The following is a 16,278-nucleotide window of genomic DNA, read 5'->3' on the forward strand; positions in this document are numbered from 1 at the left end:
TAAGACCATGAGCGCATTCCTCGAAGAGACCGTTCTGACCGTTCACCACTGGACCGACCGTCTGTTCAGCTTCACCACCACCCGCGACCAGGCGCTGCGGTTCTCGAACGGCCATTTCACGATGATCGGCCTGCGCAAGGAAGACGGCAAGCCGCTGCTGCGCGCCTACAGCATCGCCAGCGCCAACTACGAGGAGCACCTCGAGTTCCTGAGCATCAAGGTGCCCGACGGCCCGCTGACCAGTCGCCTGCAGCACATCAAGGTGGGCGACAAGATCATCGTCGGCCGCAAGCCGACCGGCACCCTGCTGATCGACTACCTGCTGCCGGGCAAGAACCTGTACCTGATGGGCACCGGCACCGGCCTGGCGCCCTGGATGAGCATCATCCGCGACCCCGAGACCTACGAGCGCTTCGAGAAGGTCATCGTCATGCACGGCGTGCGCGAGGTCAAGGAACTGGCCTACCGCGACTACATCACCCAGGAGCTTCCCGCACACGAGTTCCTCGGCGAGATCGTCGCCGGCAAGCTGGTCTACTACCCGATGGTCACGCGCGAGCCCTTCGAGCGCCAGGGCCGCATCGGCGACCTGATCGAGAGCGGCCAGGTCGCGCGCGAACTCGGCCTGCCCGACCTCAATCCCGAGACCGACCGCGTCATGATCTGCGGCAGCCCCGAGATGCTCAAGAGCCTGAAGGAACTGTGCGAGAAGCGCGGCTTCAAGGAAGGCAACACCAGCACGCCGGGCGACTTCGTCGTCGAGCGCGCCTTCGTCGAGCAGTGAGCCTGCCGGCGCAAGCATGAAAAAAAGGACGGCCTGATGGTCGTCCTTTTTTGTTGGATACTAGGGTTTTCGCCTAGGTGCAACCGATGGGTCCAGTCTTGCCAGCCTTATCTTCACTCTTCGCCCAACCGCGCCGCCTGCTGGCGCTGATCGCCGTCGCCTGCATCGCCTTGCTGGGCTTCGGCCTCTATCTGCAGCATGTGGTCGGGCTCGAGCCCTGCCCGATGTGCATCGTGCAGCGCTACCTGTTCATCCTGGTCGCGCTGGTCGCGGGCATCGGTGCGGCGCTGCCGGCAGCTGCCGCGCGCTGGAGCGGCGGCCTGATGGCGCTGCTCTCGCTCACGGGCGCTGGCGTCGCCGCGCGCCAGAGCTGGCTGCAATGGTTTCCGCCCGAGGTCTCGACCTGCGGCCGCGACCTGTTCGGCATGATCGAGGCCTTCCCGCTCAAGCGCGTGATCCCGATGCTGTTCCGCGGCAGCGGCGACTGCAGCGCGGTCGACTGGACCTTCCTCGGGCTGACGATCGCCAACTGGTCCTTCCTGAACTTCCTGCTGGTGGCAGCGCTCGGCGCCGCATTGCTGCTGCGTCGGCGCTGAAGCGCCTTCAGAGCAGCGCGCCGCTCTTCTCGCCGCGCTCGTAGACCACATGCGCGCGGCCCACGATCAGCGGGTCGAGCTTGCCGATGGCGTTCAGGTCCTTGTTGCCGTAGTTGAGCTTGTGCAGCACGTAGCGCATCGCGTTCAGGCGCGCGCGCTTCTTGCAGTCGCTCTTGATTACGGTCCAGGGGGCGTCCGCGGTGTCGGTCTCGAAGAACATCGCTTCCTTGGCCCGGGTGTAGTCGTCCCACTTGTCCAGGCTCGCGAGGTCGACCGGGCTGAGCTTCCACTGCTTGAGCGGATGGACCTCGCGCTCCTTGAAGCGGCGGCGCTGCTCGGCCTGGCTGACCGAGAACCAGAACTTGATCAGCTGCACCCCGCTGCGCACCAGGTGGCGCTCGAAGTCGGGCGCCTGGCGCATGAATTCCTGGTATTCGGCGTCCGAGCAGAAGCCCATCACGCGCTCGACGCCGGCGCGGTTGTACCAGCTGCGGTCGAACAGCACGATCTCGCCCGCGGTCGGCAGATGCTGGACATAGCGCTGGAAATACCACTGGCCGCGCTCGACCTCGCTCGGTTTCTCGAGCGCGACCACATGGGCGCCGCGCGGGTTCAGGTGCTCCATGAAGCGCTTGATGGTGCCGCCCTTGCCGGCGGCGTCGCGGCCCTCGAACAGGATCACGACGCGCTGGCCGGTCTCCTTGACCCAGGCCTGCAGCTTGAGCAGCTCGACCTGCAGCTGGTATTTCTGCGCCTCGTAGCTCGAGCGGCGCATCAGGTGCTTGTAGGGATAGCCGCCGTCGCGCCAGTCGGGGGCGAGCTCGTCGTCGGGATGGCCCTTGACCGGCACCGGCTCGTCGAGCAGGGCCTGGCGCAGCACGGCCAGGTCGTCGGCCGAGGCGCCCTCCAGCGTGGCGCGCAGCGCGGCGGCGCGCTGTGCGGCTGCCAGTTCCTGATTGCCCAGCAGGTCCAGCACCGCCGCGAGCTGCTTGCCTTGCGCAGCCGCGGTCGCCTCCTGGGGGATATGGCGCGCCAGCGCCGCGCCGTCTAGCCTGGGCGCGATGTCGCCGCGCTTGGCGGCGCGCGACTTGCCGCTGGCCTTGTCGCCGGTCTTGCCGGCACGAACGGTTTTCTCAGGGCTCGGAACCGGCTTGCTGTCGATGTCTTCGGGGGCGTTGGGGTTCAGGGTCTGGCTCATGTAACAGGTATCAAAGGTGATCCGACAAATTGTGTCACCTCTTCATCCTGTTGTCACATTTCCGAGCTGATCAGTCGGATGCCGAGCCCGACGAAGACCAGCGCAGCGCAGCGGTTGAGCGTCCGCTGCGCGCGCGTCGAGCGCTGCAGCCATTGGCCCAGTCCGCCCGCGAGCCAGGCGAAGCTGCCGAACACGATCAGCGTCGCCAGCATGAACAGCGCGCCCAGGCGGGCGATCTGCCAGGGCACCGGCCCGGCGCCTGCCTGCACGAACTGCGGCAGCAGCGCCAGGAAGAAGATCGCCACCTTGGGATTGCTCAGGTTCATCAGCACGCCGCGGCCGTACAGGCGCCAGGGCTGCAGCGCCGGTTGGCCCTGCTGCGCCGACAGCGCGGCCGGTGCCCGCCAGGTGCCCCAGGCCAGGTACAGCAGGTAGGCAGCCCCGGCGAGCTTGAGCGCGCCGAAGGCGGTGGGCGAGGCCGCCAGCAGCGCCGCGAGCCCGAGCGCGACCGCCGCCGTGTGGCCGAGCAGGCCGGTGCACAGTCCCAGTGTCACCAGCAGCCCGGCGCGCCGGCCCTGGGTCGCCGACTGCATCAGCACGAACAGGTTGTCCGGCCCCGGGCTCAGGCCCAGCAGCAGCGCGATCCCGAAAAAGCCCAGTTGTGCCTCGGCCGTCATGGCTTCAGGCCCGGCCGTTCTGGAGCGCGCGCGCGACCTCGGTCACCAGGCCCGGACCCTGGTAGATCAGGCCGCTGTAGATCTGCACCACGTCGGCGCCGGCCTCGATCTTGCTCAGCGCGTCGGCGCCGCTCAGGATGCCGCCGACGCCGATGATCGGATAGTCCTTGCCGAGTCGCGCGCGCAGCTGGCGGATCACGGCATTGCTGGCTTCCAGCACCGGCGCGCCCGACAGGCCGCCGGCCTCCTCGGCATGCGGCAGGCCCTTGACCGCCTCGCGGCTCAGCGTGGTGTTGGTTGCCACCACGCCGTCCATGCCGTGGCGCTTGAGCGTGTCGGCGATCACCGCGATCTGGGCCTGGTCGAGGTCGGGCGCGATCTTGACGAACACCGGCTTGTAGGCGCCCAGCTTGGCCGCCAGCTCGGCCCGCTTGGCCGCCAGCGCGCCGAGCAGCTGGTCCAGTGCCTCGTCGCTCTGCAGCTCGCGCAGGTTCTTGGTGTTGGGGCTCGAGATGTTGACTGTCACGTAGTCGGCGTGCGGGTACACGCCTTCCAGGCAGACCAGATAGTCATCGGTGGCGCGCTCGATCGGCGTGGCGGCGTTCTTGCCGATGTTCAGGCCCAGCAGCATGCCGCCCTTCTTCGGCTGCTGGCGCAGCTGCGAGCGCTTGACGTTGGCGATGAAGGCGTCGAGGCCGTCGTTGTTGAAGCCCAGCCGGTTGATCAGCGCGTTCTTCTCGGGAAGGCGGAACATGCGCGGCTTGGGGTTGCCGGGCTGGCCCTTGGGCGTCACGGTGCCGACCTCGACGAAGCCGAAGCCGAGTGCGCCCCAGGCATCGATGCAGCGCGCGTTCTTGTCCAGCCCGGCCGCCAGGCCGACCCGGTTCGGGAAATCCAGTCCGGCCAGGCGGACCGGATCGCTGACCTTGGGCTGCGAGGTCAGGCACATCAGCGGCGAATGCTGGAGCTTTTCGAGCTTGTCGAGCGTGAGCTCGTGCGCGGCCTCCGGGTCCATCTTGAACAGCAAGGGGCGGGCAAGCGAGTAGGGCAGCAGGGACATTGGATAATCTCGGATCTAGGCGGGCCTGACTCGGCCCAATCCTCCGATTCTCCCAGATTGCACCCCATGACCCATCCTTCCCTGACCCAAGACGAACTCAAGACCCTGGTTGGCCAGGCCGCACTGCGCTATGTCGTGCCCGGCGAGATCGTCGGCGTCGGCACCGGCTCGACGGTCAACAAGTTCATCGATGCGCTGGCGACGATCAAGGACCAGATCAAGGGCGCGGTCTCCAGCTCCGAGGCCTCGACCGCGCGCCTGCAGGCGCTCGGCATCCCGGTCTTCGACAGCAACGAGGTCGAGCAGCTGGCGGTCTACATCGACGGCGCCGACGAGATCGACGGCCAGGGCCACATGGTCAAGGGCGGCGGCGCGGCACTGACGCGCGAGAAGATCGTCGCGGCCCAGTCCAGGCTGTTCGTCTGCATCGCCGACGAGTCCAAGCTGGTCGAGCAGCTCGGCCGCTTCCCGCTGCCGGTCGAGGTGATCCCGATGGCAGCGCAGCGCATCGCGCGCCAGTTCGCCGCAATGGGCGGCAGCGCGACGCTGCGCCTGAAGGATGGCGCGCCGCTGGTGACCGACAACGGCCAGCATATCCTCGACGTGACCGGATTGCGCATCGCCGATCCGCTGGCCTTCGAGGCCCAAGTCAACAACTGGCCCGGCGTCGTGACGGTCGGGGTGTTTGCCTTCCAGAAGGCCGGCGTCTGCCTGCTCGGCACCCGCGACGGCGTCAAGACGCTGGAGTACTGAGCCTGTCCCGGACCGGTCCAGAGCCCGGCCGCCGCTTCGGCCTGCCGCCGCTGGCGCTGCTGGCGCCACTGCTGCTTGCGCTGCAGCTCTGGCCGGGCCTGCCAGCCGCCTGGCGCTTCGAGCGCATCCGCTTCGAGCAGGGCGCCTGGTGGGAGCTGCTGTCGGCCCAGGTGGTCCACCTGAGCCTCTCCCACGCGCTGCTCAATGCCGCCGCGCTGCTGCTGATCGCCGTGTTGCTGCGTCCCTGGCTGTCGACGGCGGCCCAGTCGGCGCTGCTGGCCGGTGCGGCCGTCGCAGTGGCTGCCGTGATCGCGCTCGACCCTGGCTGCGGCTATTACGCCGGCTTCTCGGGCGTGCTGCATGGCTGGCTGGGCGGGGCGGCAGCGCTGCTCGCCGGCCGGCCTTCCAGTCCTGGTCCGGCCGCCCGGCGGCCGCTTGTTGCCATGTCGGACCAGGCCGTTCCAACCGCCCCGCCACCCGCCTGGCCCTGGATGCTGCTGGCCCTGTTCGGGCTCAAGGTCGGGCTCGAGTCGGCCGGCTGGCTGCCGTCGGCCTGGAGCTTCACGGTCTACTGGCCGTCACATGCGGCTGGACTGGCGGGCGGGCTGCTGGCGGCCGGCCTGATGCGGGCCGGTGCCCGGCTGACCCCGCCAGCGCCCGGCACCCGACAGCAGGGCGGCTGAGAGCAGCAGCAGCCATTCCGGCCAGCCGGCCGCGCCGCCACCACCGCCGGATTCGCTGTTGCCGCCCTTGCCGCTGTCGGGCGCGGCGACCGGTGCCGGGTTGGCTTGCAGCCAGCGCACGGCCGCCTCGGCATCGAGCATGCCGGCGCCGCAGATCGCCTGCATGGTGCAATAGCTGTTGGCCGGATAGGCGCGCGCCGAGCGGGTCAGCACGGTGCGGACCTGGTCCGGGCTCAGGGTAGGCTGCAGGCCGAGCAGCAGCGCCGCCACGCCCGAGACATGGGCGGTCGCGATGCTGGTGCCGCGCACTTGCTCATAGCTGTCGGCCAGCGGCGAGGTCAGCCCGCTGTTGCCCAGGCTGGTGATCGAGTCGCCGTCGTTGGCCAGCAGCTGCAGGCCCGGCCCGCCTCCCGGTGCGCTGAGCGTGGTGCTGGGGCTGGCATTGGCGTAGGAGGCCAGGTCGCCGCGCCGGGTATGGGCCGTGACCGCGATCACGCCCTGGCAATTGGCGGGCTGGCTCAGGCCCTGGTCCGTGGCCTGGCCGTTGTGGTTGCCGGTGGCCGCGATCACGACCGCACCCTTGCCGCGGGCCCGGTCGACCGCCTCCTGGAAGGCCGAGCTGCAACTGCCCTCGGCCGCCATGCTCAGGTTGATCACGCGCGCAGGGTAGGGGTTGACCGGCGGCGCGCGCATCAGGTCTGGCAGGCTGGGCAGCTCCAGCCCGACCGCCCAGTAGACCCCGGTGATGACGTCGGACAGATAGCCGCCGCACTTGCCGAACACGCGCACCGGCAGCAGCCGCGCGCCCGGTGCTATCCCCGCCAGGCCCAGGTTGTTGCCCATCACGGCAGCGATGGTGCCGGCCATCATCGTGCCATGCCAGCTGCTGGTGCTGAGCGCGCAGCCAGAGAAGGTGGCGCTTTCGCTGTCGCGTATGCTGATCCAGTCGCCCGGATCGCTCGGGTCGCTGTCCCATTGGCCATCGAGGTCGTTGGCGATGTCGGCATCGCTGACGAAGTCATAGCCCGGCAGCAGCCGGGCCGCCAGGTCGGCATGGGGCCGCAGCCCGGTATCGATCACCGCCACCACCACGCCTTGGCCGGGCGCGACCTCGCCGCGCGCGACATCCCAGGCGCCAGGCAGGTTGGCGCCGCCCTCGTTGCCCCGGCTGGGCGGCTGCAGGTTCCACTGGCGCGAGCCGTAGAGCGGGTCGTCGGGCAGGAACTGGGGCTGGAGGCGCTGGTCGATCTCGGCGTATTCGACCCTGGGGTCGCGCTGCAGTTGCCCGATCAGTTGCAGCATCTCGCTGCGGCTGAGTCCGCGATCGGTCAGCACCACATGCAGCTGCGCGCTGATCGACTTGTGCAGCAGCAGCTGCACCGGTGCCTGCCCAGGCACGCCGGATTGCAGCCGCTGCGACAGGTCGCTGATGGCGAGTTGCGCCGTCCGTGTCGCCAGCGGAGCGTCGGTCGCGGTCGGCTTGAGCTTGACCAGCAGCCGCCGGTAGACAGCGGTGGCGGGCGCCTGCGGCAGGGAGCCGCTCGCGCCCTGGCTGGCCGCTTCGGCGGCCTGCAGGCCGGCCGGCATCAGCGCGCCCGCCTGGAGCGCCAGCGCCAGCAGGCAAGAGGCGATCCGCCCGGTGTTGGCAATGGCTTGCATCGGTGCCCCTAGTTGCCGGGGCCACGCCAGCCCCGCCTGGAATCTTAGTCCGCCATGCCCTGGTGGCGCAACAGGGCGTCGAGCTCGGGCTCGCGGCCGCGGAAGGCCTTGAACGAGTCCATCGCCGGCCGGCTGCCGCCGACCTCGAGCAGCTCGCGCCGGAAGCGCCGGCCGGTCTCGACATCGAGCGTGCTGCCGCCATTGGCCTGGGCGGCCTCCTCGAAGGCGGCATAGACATCGGCGCTCAGCACCTCGGCCCACTTGTAGCTGTAGTAGCCCGCCGCGTAGCCGCCGGCGAAGATGTGGCTGAAGGTGTGTGCGGTGCGGCTGTAGGCCGGCGGCTGGATCAGCGCGACTTCGTCGCGCACCCGTTGCAGCAGCGCCATGAAGTCGCCATCAGCCGCGCCGCCGCTGTGCAGCAGCATGTCGAACAGCGAGAACTCGATCTGGCGCAGTGTCTGCAGCCCGCTCTGGAAGTTCTTCGCCGCCAGCATCTTGTCGAACAGTTCGCGCGGCAGCGGCTCGCCGGTCTCGACATGGGCGGTCATGCCAGACAGCACGTCCCATTCCCAGCAGAAGTTCTCCATGAACTGGCTCGGCAGCTCGACCGCATCCCATTCGACGCCGCTGATGCCCGACACGTCATGCTCCTGGACCTGGGTCAGCAGGTGATGCAGGCCATGGCCGAATTCGTGGAACAGGGTGATGACATCGTCGTGCGTCAGCAGCGCCGGCTTGTCGCCAACGGGTTCCGAGAAGTTGCAGACCAGCTGCGCGACCGGGGTCTGAAGGCGGGCGTCGTCGGGGCGCAGCCAGCGCGCGCGCACGTCGTCCATCCAGGCACCGCCGCGCTTGCCCGCGCGCGCGCCCGGGTCGAGGTAGAACTGGCCGATCAGCTGGCCGGCGCGCTCGAGGCGGAAGCACTTGACGCTGGGATGCCAGACCGGCGCCTGGTCGGGGCGGATCTGCACCTCGAACAGGGTCTCGACGATCTTGAACAGGCCTTCGAGCACCTTGGGCGCGGTGAAGTAGGGCTTGACGTCCTGCTCGCTGTAGGCATAGCGCGCCTGGCGCAGCTGTTCGCCGATGTAGGGCCAGTCCCAGGCCTGCGGGTCGGCCAGCCCGAGCGACTCGGCCGCGAAGGCGCGCATGTCGGCCAGGTCGCGCTCGGCGTAGGGGCGCGCCTTCTGTGCCAGCTCGCGCAGGAAGGTCACCACCTGCTCGGCCGACTCGGCCATCTTGGGCACCAGCGAGACGGCGGCGAAATGCGGATAGCCCAGCAGCTCGGCCTCTTCCTGGCGCAGCGCGAGCAGCTCATCGATGATGGCGCTGTTGTCGAACTTGACCGCATCGCCCTCGGCCTGTTCGCTGGCGCGCGTGCCGTAGGCGCGGTAGAGCTTCTCGCGCAAGCTCCGGTTGCGGCCGAACTGCATCAGCGGCAGGTAGCAGGGCAGCTTGAGCGTGAGCTTGTGGCCTGCCTTGCCCTCGGCCTCGGCGGCGGCGCGGGTGGCCGCCAGCGTGTCGGCCGGCACGCCGTCGAGCTCCTCGGCGCTGGCGTAGTAGGTCCAGGCATCGGTCGCGTCGAGCGCGTTTTCGCTGAACTTCTGGCCCAGCTCGGCCTGGCGCTCCTGGATTGCGGCAAAGCGCTCCTTGGCCTCGCCCTGCAGCTCGGCGCCGCCGAGCACGAAGCCGCGCAGCGCATTGCGGCGCGCCTGGGTCTGCTCGGCATCGAGCCGGGCCGGGTCCATCGCCTTGTACTTGGCATAGAGTCGCTCGTCGGCGCCGAGCCGGGTCCAGAACTCGGTGACCTTGGGCAGCGCGGCGTTGTAGGTCGCACGCAGCTCGGGCGTGTCGGCCACGCTGTTGAGGTGGCTGACCGCGCCCCAGGCGCGACCCAGGCGCTCGGTCGCGACATCGAGCACCTGCGCCATCGCCTGCCAGTCGGGCGCGAAGTCGTCCGCCGTCACCTGCTCGAGCGCCGTAGCGGCGGCCTGCAGCAGGCTGTCGACGGCCGGCTCGACCTGCTCGGGCCGGATGGCGTCGAACAGCGGCAGGTCGGTGAAGTCGAGCAGCGGGTTGGCGGCTTGGTTCAGGGCGGCGGATTCGGGGGCGGCGGTAGCGTTCATTTCGGGCAGTTGAGGCCGGTGGCCGGGGATTGCAAGGTGGCTGGACAGCAGATTATGAGGCGCTGCCGCTGCCCGGCGCGGAAACAAAAAAGCCAACCTTGCGGTTGGCCTGAAGGGGGCCGCTTGCTTGCCGGCGGCCAGTCGCGTCCGCCAGGGACGCCTGCATCATTTCTGGTGCGACTTCTTGCTGCTCTTCTGGGTCGGCTTCTTGGCGCGCTTGACCAGCCCGCCGAAGGTCAGGCGCTCGTTGCCGAGCACGCGCACCTGCTTGACCTCGGGGCGCTGGCCGCCCTTGGAGCTGTACTTGAGGATCTTGACATCGCGCGGGCCCGGCATGCGGTCCTCGTCGATGGTGCGTTCCTTCTCGGGGATCGGGCGCCACAGCACCAGCAGCTTGCCGATATGCTGGATGGCGGCGGCGTCGAGTTCCTCGGCGAGCTGCTCGAGGTAGGCCGCGCGCTGGTCGCGGTCGTCGGAGAACACGCGCACCTTGATCAGGCCATGGGCCTTGAGCGCGGCGTCGACTTCCTTCTTGACGGCTTCGGTCAGGCCATCGCCACCGATCAGCACGACCGGGTCGAGGTGATGGGCGTCCGAGCGGAAGGGTTTGCGCTGGGCAGGGGTCAGAATGATTTGAGGCATGGTGCGATTATCCCGGATCGTCCGCTGTCGCGGGGCGGTGCCATCTTGCCGCTGGCGCCATTTGCCGGCAAGGGGATGGCCAACATGTGACAATCGAGCTTGCATGAAAGTAAAAACGCAGAGCAAGAAGGTCAACAAGGCCTGGCTGAATCAACATGTCAACGATCCCTGGGTCAAGCTGGCCCAGCGCGAGGGCTATCGCGCGCGCGCGGCCTACAAGCTCAAGGAGATCGACGAGACCTTCCACCTGATCCGTCCCGGCCATTGCGTGGTCGACCTGGGCTGCGCGCCGGGGGCCTGGAGCCAGTACCTGCGCCGGCGCCTGTCGCCGACCGGTGCCGCGGTGGGCGAGCTCAACGGCATGATCGTCGGCCTCGACCTGCTGCCGATGGAGCCGATCGAGGGCGTGCAGTACATCCAGGGCGACTTCCGCGAGGAAGCGGTGCTGGCCCAGCTCGAGGACAAGCTGCTGCTGCCCGATGGCAGCCATCGCCCGGTCGATGTGGTGGTGTCGGACATGGCGCCCAACCTGTCGGGGGTGGATTCGGTCGATGCCGCGCGCATCGCGCACCTGGCCGAGCTGGCGGTCGATTTCTCCAAGGCCCACCTCAAGCCCGAAGGCGCGCTGGTGGTCAAGCTGTTCCATGGCGGCGCCTACCAGGACCTGGTCAAGCTGTTCAAGGACAGCTTCAAGCTGGTCAAGCCGATCAAGCCCAAGTCCTCGCGCGACAAATCTTCTGAAACCTTTTTGGTCGGAATCGGTCTCAAGTGAAGGCCGATCGATTTTTTCTATCCCGGGCATCTGCAGGCTTGCAGACCCTGGCGGTCAGTCCGGCGCTTGAAAGACCTAGAATGGCGCCAATCTATCAGTACATTGCGTTTTCGTTCGGGAGTCCGTTTTGAACAACCCCTGGTTTTCCAAAGTTGGTGTCTGGCTGGTCGTGGCCATGGTGCTGTTTACCGTCTTCAAGCAGTTCGATGGCAGGACCAGCGCCGGCGCCGGCTACATGGGCTACTCCGAGTTCCTCGACGAGGTCCAGGCCCAGCGCATCAAGAAGGCGACCATCCAGGAGGGGCCCAATGGCACCGAGATCGTCGCCGAGACGAGTGACGGCAAGCGCGTGCGCACCACGGCGACCTACCTCGACCGCGGCCTGGTCGGCGACCTGCGCGCCAACAACATCGACTTCGACGTGCGCCCGCGCGAAGAGGGTTCGCTGCTGATGACGCTGCTGGTGAGCTGGGGTCCGATGCTGCTGCTGATCGGGGTCTGGGTCTACTTCATGCGCCAGATGCAGGGTGGCGGCAAGGGCGGCGCCTTCAGCTTCGGCAAGAGCAAGGCGCGCATGCTCGACGAGAACACCAACACCGTGACCTTCGCCGATGTCGCCGGCTGCGACGAGGCCAAGGAAGAGGTCAAGGAAGTGGTCGACTTCCTGAAGGATCCGTCCAAGTTCCAGAAGCTCGGCGGTCGCATCCCGCGCGGCCTGCTGCTGGTCGGCCCGCCCGGCACCGGCAAGACCCTGCTGGCCAAGTCGATCGCCGGCGAGGCCAAGGTGCCGTTCTTCAGCATCTCGGGCTCCGACTTCGTCGAGATGTTCGTCGGCGTCGGCGCGGCCCGCGTGCGCGACATGTTCGAGAACGCCAAGAAGAACGCGCCCTGCATCATCTTCATCGACGAGATCGACGCGGTCGGTCGCCAGCGTGGTGCCGGTGTCGGCGGCGGCAACGACGAGCGCGAGCAGACCTTGAACCAGATGCTGGTCGAGATGGACGGCTTCGAGACCAACCTCGGCGTGATCGTGATCGCCGCGACCAACCGTCCCGACATCCTGGACGCCGCACTGCTGCGTCCGGGCCGCTTCGACCGCCAGGTCTATGTCACGCTGCCCGACATCCGCGGCCGCGAGCAGATCCTCAACGTGCACATGCGCAAGGTCCCGCTCGGCACCGACGTCAACGCCGCCATCATCGCGCGTGGCACGCCCGGCATGAGCGGCGCCGACCTGGCCAACCTGTGCAACGAGGCCGCGCTGATGGCCGCGCGCCGCAACGGCCGCGTGGTCGAGATGCAGGACTTCGAGAAGGCCAAGGACAAGATCATCATGGGCCCCGAGCGCAAGTCCATGGTCATGCCCGAGGAGGAGCGCCGCAACACCGCCTACCACGAGGCCGGCCATGCGCTGATCGGCAAGCTGCTGCCGAAATGCGACCCGGTGCACAAGGTCACCATCATCCCGCGCGGCCGCGCCCTGGGTGTGACCATGAGCCTGCCCGAGAAGGACCGCTACAGCTACGACCGCGAGTACATGCTGAACCAGATCAGCATGCTGTTTGGCGGCCGCATCGCCGAGGAGGTGTTCATGAACCAGATGACCACCGGCGCCTCCAACGACTTCGAGCGCGCGACCCAGATCGCGCGCGACATGGTGATGCGCTACGGCATGAGCGCGGCGCTCGGCCCCATGGTCTATGCCGAGAATGAGGGCGAGGTCTTCCTCGGCCGCTCGGTCACCAAGACCACGCACATGAGCGAGGAGACCATGCGCAAGGTCGACGTCGAGGTGCGCCGCATCATCGACGAGCAGTACGGCCTGGCGCGCAGCCTGATCGAGGAACACAGCGACAAGATGCACGCGATGGCCAAGGCCCTGCTCGAATGGGAGACCATCGAGGGCGACCAGCTCGACGACATCATGGCTGGCAAGCCGCCGCGCGCACCGAAGGACTTCGTGCCGCGCAATCCGCCCGCGGGCGGTGGCGATGGCGGAACGCCTTCGGTCAAGACCGATCCGACACCAACGGCAGCCTGAACCGCCAGCCAAGATCACCACCGGGGCCTGGCCCCGGTTTTTTATTGCCACCCTTGTTCCTCCTGCTGCCTGAAGCGCCCATCCTGCGCCATCGACATGAACGCCACACTGCCCCACGCCACCGTCTGGAAAACCACCCGCTTCGAGATCGACCTGGGCCAGCCCCAGGTCATGGGCATCGTCAACGTCACGCCCGACTCGTTCTCGGACGGCGGCCGGCACGATGACCCGGCGCGCGCGCTGGCGCACGCCGAGCAGTTGCTGAAGGAAGGCGCGACCATCCTCGACATCGGCGGCGAGTCGACCCGGCCCGGCGCGCCGCCGGTGCCGCTGCAGCAAGAGCTCGACCGCGTGCTGCCCGTGCTGCGCGAGGCGCTCAAGCTCGGCGTGCCGCTGTCGATCGATACCTACAAGCCCGAGGTGATGCAGGCCTGCCTGGACCTGGGCGCCGACATCATCAACGATGTCTGGGCGCTGCAGCGGCCGTTCGAGAACGGGCAGGGCAGCGGGGTCGAGGTGGTGGCGCACCATCCGGCCTGCGGTGTCTGCCTGATGCACATGCACCTGGAGCCGCAGTCCATGCAGATCGCCCCGATGACGGGCGACGTGGTGCCGCAGGTGGTCGATTTCCTGCGCCAGCGCGCCGAGCGGCTGCTGGTCCTGGGCGTGGCGCGCGAGCGCATCGTTCTCGACTACGGCATCGGCTTTGGCAAGACGGTGGCGCAGAACTTCTCGCTGCTGGCGCGCCAGCCCGAGCTGCTGGCACTGGGCTATCCGCTGCTGTCGGGCTGGTCGCGCAAGTCATCGCTCGGCGCCGTGACCGGCCGCGAGATCCCGCGCGAGCGGGTCGCGGCCAGCGTGGCGGCGCATCTGCTGGCGGTCGAGCGCGGCGCCCGCATCGTGCGCGTGCATGACGTGCGCGAGACGGTCGACGCGATCAAGGTCTGGCAGGCGATGCAGGCGCAGGCCTGAGCCGGTTCACGCGATCCGGGCCGTGGCATGAAAAAAGGCCGCCCGGCGTACAGCCGGCGGCCTCCTGGCGGCAACGCTGCCTGTGTCAGTGCTGCGCAGCGACTTCCTGCGCGTGGCTTTCGAGCACCAGCCGGTCCAGGCTTGCCAGCGGCAGGCTCATGAACAATTCGAGCCGCTGGTGCATGCGGTGCATGACCTGCTTGAACATCTCGAGCAGGGCCTCGTGGTCGCCCTGGGCCTGCATCGGATCGGGGAAGGACCAGTGGGCGATCGCCGGATGGCCGGGCCAGAGCGGGCAGGGCTCGCCATGGGCATCGTCGCAGACCGTGATGACCAGGTCCATGTGCGGCGCGTCGGGACCGGTGAATTCATCCCAGCTCTTGCTGCGCAGGCCGCTGGTGTCCACGCCCGCGCTCTGCAAGGCCTCGAGCGCCAGCGGGTGCGGCTGCTGGTCGCTGGCCGGCTCGGTGCCGGCCGAGAAGGCACGGAAGCGGGCACCGCCGACATGGTTCAGGATGGCCTCGGCCAGGATGCTGCGGGCCGCGTTGTGGCTGCACAGGAACAGGACATTGATGGGCGGGTGATCGGTCATGGGCGTGATTATCATCAATAAATCGCCGGCACGATCATCGAGTCAGGGACAGGGTGGCGGATGTAGTCGGGGTTGCGCACGCGGGCCGGCAGCACCACTTCCGGCTTCTCGATCTCGTGGTAGTCGAACTGGGTCAGCAGGTGATGGATGCAGTTCAGGCGTGCCTTCTTCTTGTCGTCGGCCGCGACGATCCACCAGCGCGCTTCCTCGATATGGGTGCGCTCGAGCATGGTTTCCTTGACCTGGGTGTATTCCTCCCAGCGCCGGCGCGACTCGAGGTCCATAGGGCTGAGCTTCCACTGCTTGAGCGGATCGTGGATGCGGCCCAGGAAGCGCAGGTGCTGCTCGTCGTCGCTGATCGAGAACCAGTACTTGATGACCCGGATGCCCGAGCGCACCAGCATGCGCTCGAATTCAGGCACCGAGCGGTAGAACTCCTCGTACTCCTCGTCGCTGCAAAAGCCCATCACCTTCTCGACCCCGGCGCGGTTGTACCAGCTGCGGTCGAACAGCACGATCTCGCCCGCGGCCGGCAGGTGGGCGACATAGCGCTGGAAATACCACTGGGTGCGCTCGCGGTCGTTCGGGGCCGGCAAGGCGACGGTGCGGCAGACGCGCGGGTTCAGGCGCTGGGTGATGCGCTTGATCACGCCGCCCTTGCCGGCAGCGTCCCGGCCCTCGAACAGGATCACGACTTTCTGCTTGGTCGCTGCCACCCAGTCCTGCAGCTTGACGAGTTCGGCCTGCAGCTTGAACAGCTCGCGGAAATAGGCCATGCGATGGGCCTTGTGCTCATCGGTGTTGCTGTCCGCCCCGCCGAGATCGACCCCCAGCGCGTCCGGGTTGCGATCCTCGATTTCCAGTTCCAGCTCTTCATCGTAGCTGTCGAGCAAGTCGCGCTCGATGCGCTTGATCAGTTCTTCGTGGTTGGAGGCGGCCATGGCTATCCCAAAATAAATGATTCAGGATCTTAGGTTGCTTTTATGTCATTCGGGTGACAGAGTATGCCCCCGCTCCTTGCCCTGCCCGCCGTCCATCGGGCTGGCAAGCGTTCTAAGATAAGGGCTTGGCGCCGTGCAGGCAGCCGCACAAGGAACCGATTCATGACCGTCATCGTCGTCGCCAATCCCAAGGGTGGGGTGGGCAAGTCCACCCTGGCCACCAATGTGGCGGGCTATCTGGCCCGGCGCGGCCGTCAGGTGATGCTCGGCGATGCCGACATCCAGCAGTCCGCCAACGCCTGGCTCGGCATGCGTCCGGCCGAGGCGCGGCCCATCCAGTCCTGGGATGCCTCCGCCAGCGACGAGCTGCGCCCGCCCAAGGGCGTCAGCCATGTGGTGATCGACACGCCGGGTGGCCTGCACGGCAAGCAGATCAAGGAGGTGCTCAAGCGCGCCGACAAGCTGCTGATCCCGCTGCAGCCCAGTCCGTTCGACATGCTGGCCACGCGCGCCTTCGTCGACGACCTGCAGGAGCGCCGCCGCGCGGCCGGGCTCGACATCGCGGTGGTCGGGATGCGGGTCGATGCGCGCACCATCGCGTCCGAGAACCTGCGCGATTTCTGCGCCGGGCTGGGCCTGCCGGTGCTGGGCTATCTGCGCGATACCCAGAACTACATCCGGCTCGCGATGCGCGGCCTGACCCTGTTCGATGTTCCGCCGGGCCAGGTGGCCAAGGACCTCGAGCAGTGGCAGCTGATCTGCGACTGGCTCGAGGCCTGAGG

The 16,278-nt window shown here is 68.0% G+C and carries 16 protein-coding genes; 8 read left to right on the forward strand and 8 right to left on the reverse strand.

Annotation, left to right across the window (positions count from 1 at the left end; translation table 11 throughout):
* Positions 1–7 precede the first annotated feature (7 nt).
* Together C6P64_RS08475 and C6P64_RS08480 are read left to right on the forward strand one after the other, a co-directional pair.
* Positions 8–784 (forward strand): ferredoxin--NADP reductase, encoded by a 777-nt coding sequence (locus tag C6P64_RS08475; RefSeq protein ID WP_105748121.1) that lies wholly within the window; start codon positions 8–10, stop codon positions 782–784.
* A gap of 98 nt (positions 785–882) precedes the next feature.
* Positions 883–1,380 carry a disulfide bond formation protein B gene (locus C6P64_RS08480; RefSeq protein WP_245911674.1) on the forward strand — a complete coding sequence of 166 codons (498 nt, stop codon included), beginning with the start codon at positions 883–885 and terminating at the stop codon, positions 1,378–1,380.
* A gap of 7 nt (positions 1,381–1,387) precedes the next feature.
* On the opposite strand, the gene ppk2 (C6P64_RS08485) is transcribed toward C6P64_RS08480, so the two are convergent.
* The 3 genes from ppk2 (C6P64_RS08485) to C6P64_RS08495 are packed head-to-tail and all read right to left on the reverse strand — an operon-like array spanning position 1,388 to position 4,315.
* On the reverse strand, positions 1,388–2,578 hold the full coding sequence (gene ppk2, locus C6P64_RS08485) for a polyphosphate kinase 2 (protein WP_105748123.1): 1,191 nt from the start codon (positions 2,576–2,578) through the stop codon (positions 1,388–1,390).
* A gap of 53 nt (positions 2,579–2,631) precedes the next feature.
* Entirely contained in the window at positions 2,632–3,255 is a 624-nt protein-coding gene (locus C6P64_RS08490) for a LysE family translocator (RefSeq protein WP_105748124.1), read from the reverse strand.
* A 4-nt stretch (positions 3,256–3,259) separates the two neighbouring features.
* Positions 3,260–4,315, reverse strand: a complete 1,056-nt coding sequence (locus C6P64_RS08495; RefSeq protein ID WP_105748125.1) for a quinone-dependent dihydroorotate dehydrogenase — start codon at positions 4,313–4,315, stop codon at positions 3,260–3,262.
* Between the two features lie 66 nt (positions 4,316–4,381).
* Between C6P64_RS08495 and rpiA the strand changes: the two genes are divergently transcribed.
* Together rpiA and C6P64_RS08505 are read left to right on the forward strand one after the other, a co-directional pair.
* Entirely contained in the window at positions 4,382–5,068 is a 687-nt protein-coding gene (gene rpiA, locus C6P64_RS08500) for a ribose-5-phosphate isomerase RpiA (protein ID WP_105748126.1), read from the forward strand.
* 170 nt (positions 5,069–5,238) lie between these two features.
* Positions 5,239–5,751, forward strand: a complete 513-nt coding sequence (locus C6P64_RS08505) for a hypothetical protein (protein ID WP_170073067.1) — start codon at positions 5,239–5,241, stop codon at positions 5,749–5,751.
* Here the strand turns inward: C6P64_RS08505 and C6P64_RS08510 are convergent.
* The 3 genes from C6P64_RS08510 to yhbY all read right to left on the reverse strand — a co-directional run bounded on the left by C6P64_RS08510 (position 5,647) and on the right by yhbY (position 10,178).
* Positions 5,647–7,410, reverse strand: a complete 1,764-nt coding sequence (locus tag C6P64_RS08510; protein WP_105748128.1) for a S8 family peptidase — start codon at positions 7,408–7,410, stop codon at positions 5,647–5,649. The two genes, C6P64_RS08505 and C6P64_RS08510, sit on opposite strands and share 105 nt — an antisense overlap.
* Positions 7,411–7,454: 44 nt before the next feature.
* On the reverse strand, positions 7,455–9,536 hold the full coding sequence (locus C6P64_RS08515; protein ID WP_105748129.1) for a M3 family metallopeptidase: 2,082 nt from the start codon (positions 9,534–9,536) through the stop codon (positions 7,455–7,457).
* Positions 9,537–9,701: 165 nt separating this feature from the next.
* Positions 9,702–10,178, reverse strand: coding sequence for a ribosome assembly RNA-binding protein YhbY (gene yhbY, locus C6P64_RS08520; RefSeq protein ID WP_105748130.1), 477 nt, complete (start codon positions 10,176–10,178; stop codon positions 9,702–9,704).
* 103 nt (positions 10,179–10,281) lie between these two features.
* Between yhbY and C6P64_RS08525 the strand changes: the two genes are divergently transcribed.
* The 3 genes from C6P64_RS08525 (at position 10,282) to folP (ending at position 13,963) form a co-directional block, all read left to right on the forward strand.
* On the forward strand, positions 10,282–10,950 hold the full coding sequence (locus C6P64_RS08525) for an RlmE family RNA methyltransferase (RefSeq protein ID WP_105748131.1): 669 nt from the start codon (positions 10,282–10,284) through the stop codon (positions 10,948–10,950).
* Positions 10,951–11,077: 127 nt separating this feature from the next.
* Entirely contained in the window at positions 11,078–12,991 is a 1,914-nt protein-coding gene (gene ftsH, locus C6P64_RS08530; RefSeq protein ID WP_105748132.1) for an ATP-dependent zinc metalloprotease FtsH, read from the forward strand.
* A gap of 96 nt (positions 12,992–13,087) precedes the next feature.
* Positions 13,088–13,963 carry a dihydropteroate synthase gene (gene folP, locus C6P64_RS08535; RefSeq protein ID WP_105748133.1) on the forward strand — a complete coding sequence of 292 codons (876 nt, stop codon included), beginning with the start codon at positions 13,088–13,090 and terminating at the stop codon, positions 13,961–13,963.
* An 85-nt stretch (positions 13,964–14,048) separates the two neighbouring features.
* On the opposite strand, the gene C6P64_RS08540 is transcribed toward folP, so the two are convergent.
* Both C6P64_RS08540 and ppk2 (C6P64_RS08545) read right to left on the reverse strand, forming a co-directional pair.
* Positions 14,049–14,555, reverse strand: coding sequence for an arsenate reductase ArsC (locus C6P64_RS08540; protein WP_105748134.1), 507 nt, complete (start codon positions 14,553–14,555; stop codon positions 14,049–14,051).
* 14 nt (positions 14,556–14,569) lie between these two features.
* Positions 14,570–15,496 (reverse strand): polyphosphate kinase 2, encoded by a 927-nt coding sequence (gene ppk2 / locus C6P64_RS08545; RefSeq protein WP_105748135.1) that lies wholly within the window; start codon positions 15,494–15,496, stop codon positions 14,570–14,572.
* Between the two features lie 162 nt (positions 15,497–15,658).
* On the opposite strand from ppk2 (C6P64_RS08545), the gene C6P64_RS08550 reads away from it, so the two are divergent.
* Complete coding sequence (locus C6P64_RS08550; RefSeq protein ID WP_105748136.1) at positions 15,659–16,276, forward strand: ParA family protein; 618 nt, start codon at positions 15,659–15,661, stop codon at positions 16,274–16,276.
* Positions 16,277–16,278 lie beyond the last annotated feature (2 nt).

It is taken from the genome of Malikia granosa (assembly GCF_002980595.1).
GTDB lineage: Bacteria > Pseudomonadota > Gammaproteobacteria > Burkholderiales > Burkholderiaceae_C > Malikia > Malikia granosa.

Coding starts and splice junctions, on each gene's coding strand:
- C6P64_RS08515 (WP_105748129.1), bottom strand. CDS start 9,536: ATGAACGCTACCGCCGCCCCCGAATCCGCCGCCCTGAACCAAGCCGCC.
- C6P64_RS08550 (WP_105748136.1), top strand. CDS start 15,659: ATGACCGTCATCGTCGTCGCCAATCCCAAGGGTGGGGTGGGCAAGTCC.
- C6P64_RS08540 (WP_105748134.1), bottom strand. CDS start 14,555: ATGACCGATCACCCGCCCATCAATGTCCTGTTCCTGTGCAGCCACAAC.
- C6P64_RS08495 (WP_105748125.1), bottom strand. CDS start 4,315: ATGTCCCTGCTGCCCTACTCGCTTGCCCGCCCCTTGCTGTTCAAGATG.
- C6P64_RS08475 (WP_105748121.1), top strand. CDS start 8: ATGAGCGCATTCCTCGAAGAGACCGTTCTGACCGTTCACCACTGGACC.
- C6P64_RS08525 (WP_105748131.1), top strand. CDS start 10,282: ATGAAAGTAAAAACGCAGAGCAAGAAGGTCAACAAGGCCTGGCTGAAT.
- ppk2 (WP_105748123.1), bottom strand. CDS start 2,578: ATGAGCCAGACCCTGAACCCCAACGCCCCCGAAGACATCGACAGCAAG.
- yhbY (WP_105748130.1), bottom strand. CDS start 10,178: ATGCCTCAAATCATTCTGACCCCTGCCCAGCGCAAACCCTTCCGCTCG.
- ppk2 (WP_105748135.1), bottom strand. CDS start 15,496: ATGGCCGCCTCCAACCACGAAGAACTGATCAAGCGCATCGAGCGCGAC.
- rpiA (WP_105748126.1), top strand. CDS start 4,382: ATGACCCATCCTTCCCTGACCCAAGACGAACTCAAGACCCTGGTTGGC.
- folP (WP_105748133.1), top strand. CDS start 13,088: ATGAACGCCACACTGCCCCACGCCACCGTCTGGAAAACCACCCGCTTC.
- C6P64_RS08490 (WP_105748124.1), bottom strand. CDS start 3,255: ATGACGGCCGAGGCACAACTGGGCTTTTTCGGGATCGCGCTGCTGCTG.
- C6P64_RS08510 (WP_105748128.1), bottom strand. CDS start 7,410: ATGCAAGCCATTGCCAACACCGGGCGGATCGCCTCTTGCCTGCTGGCG.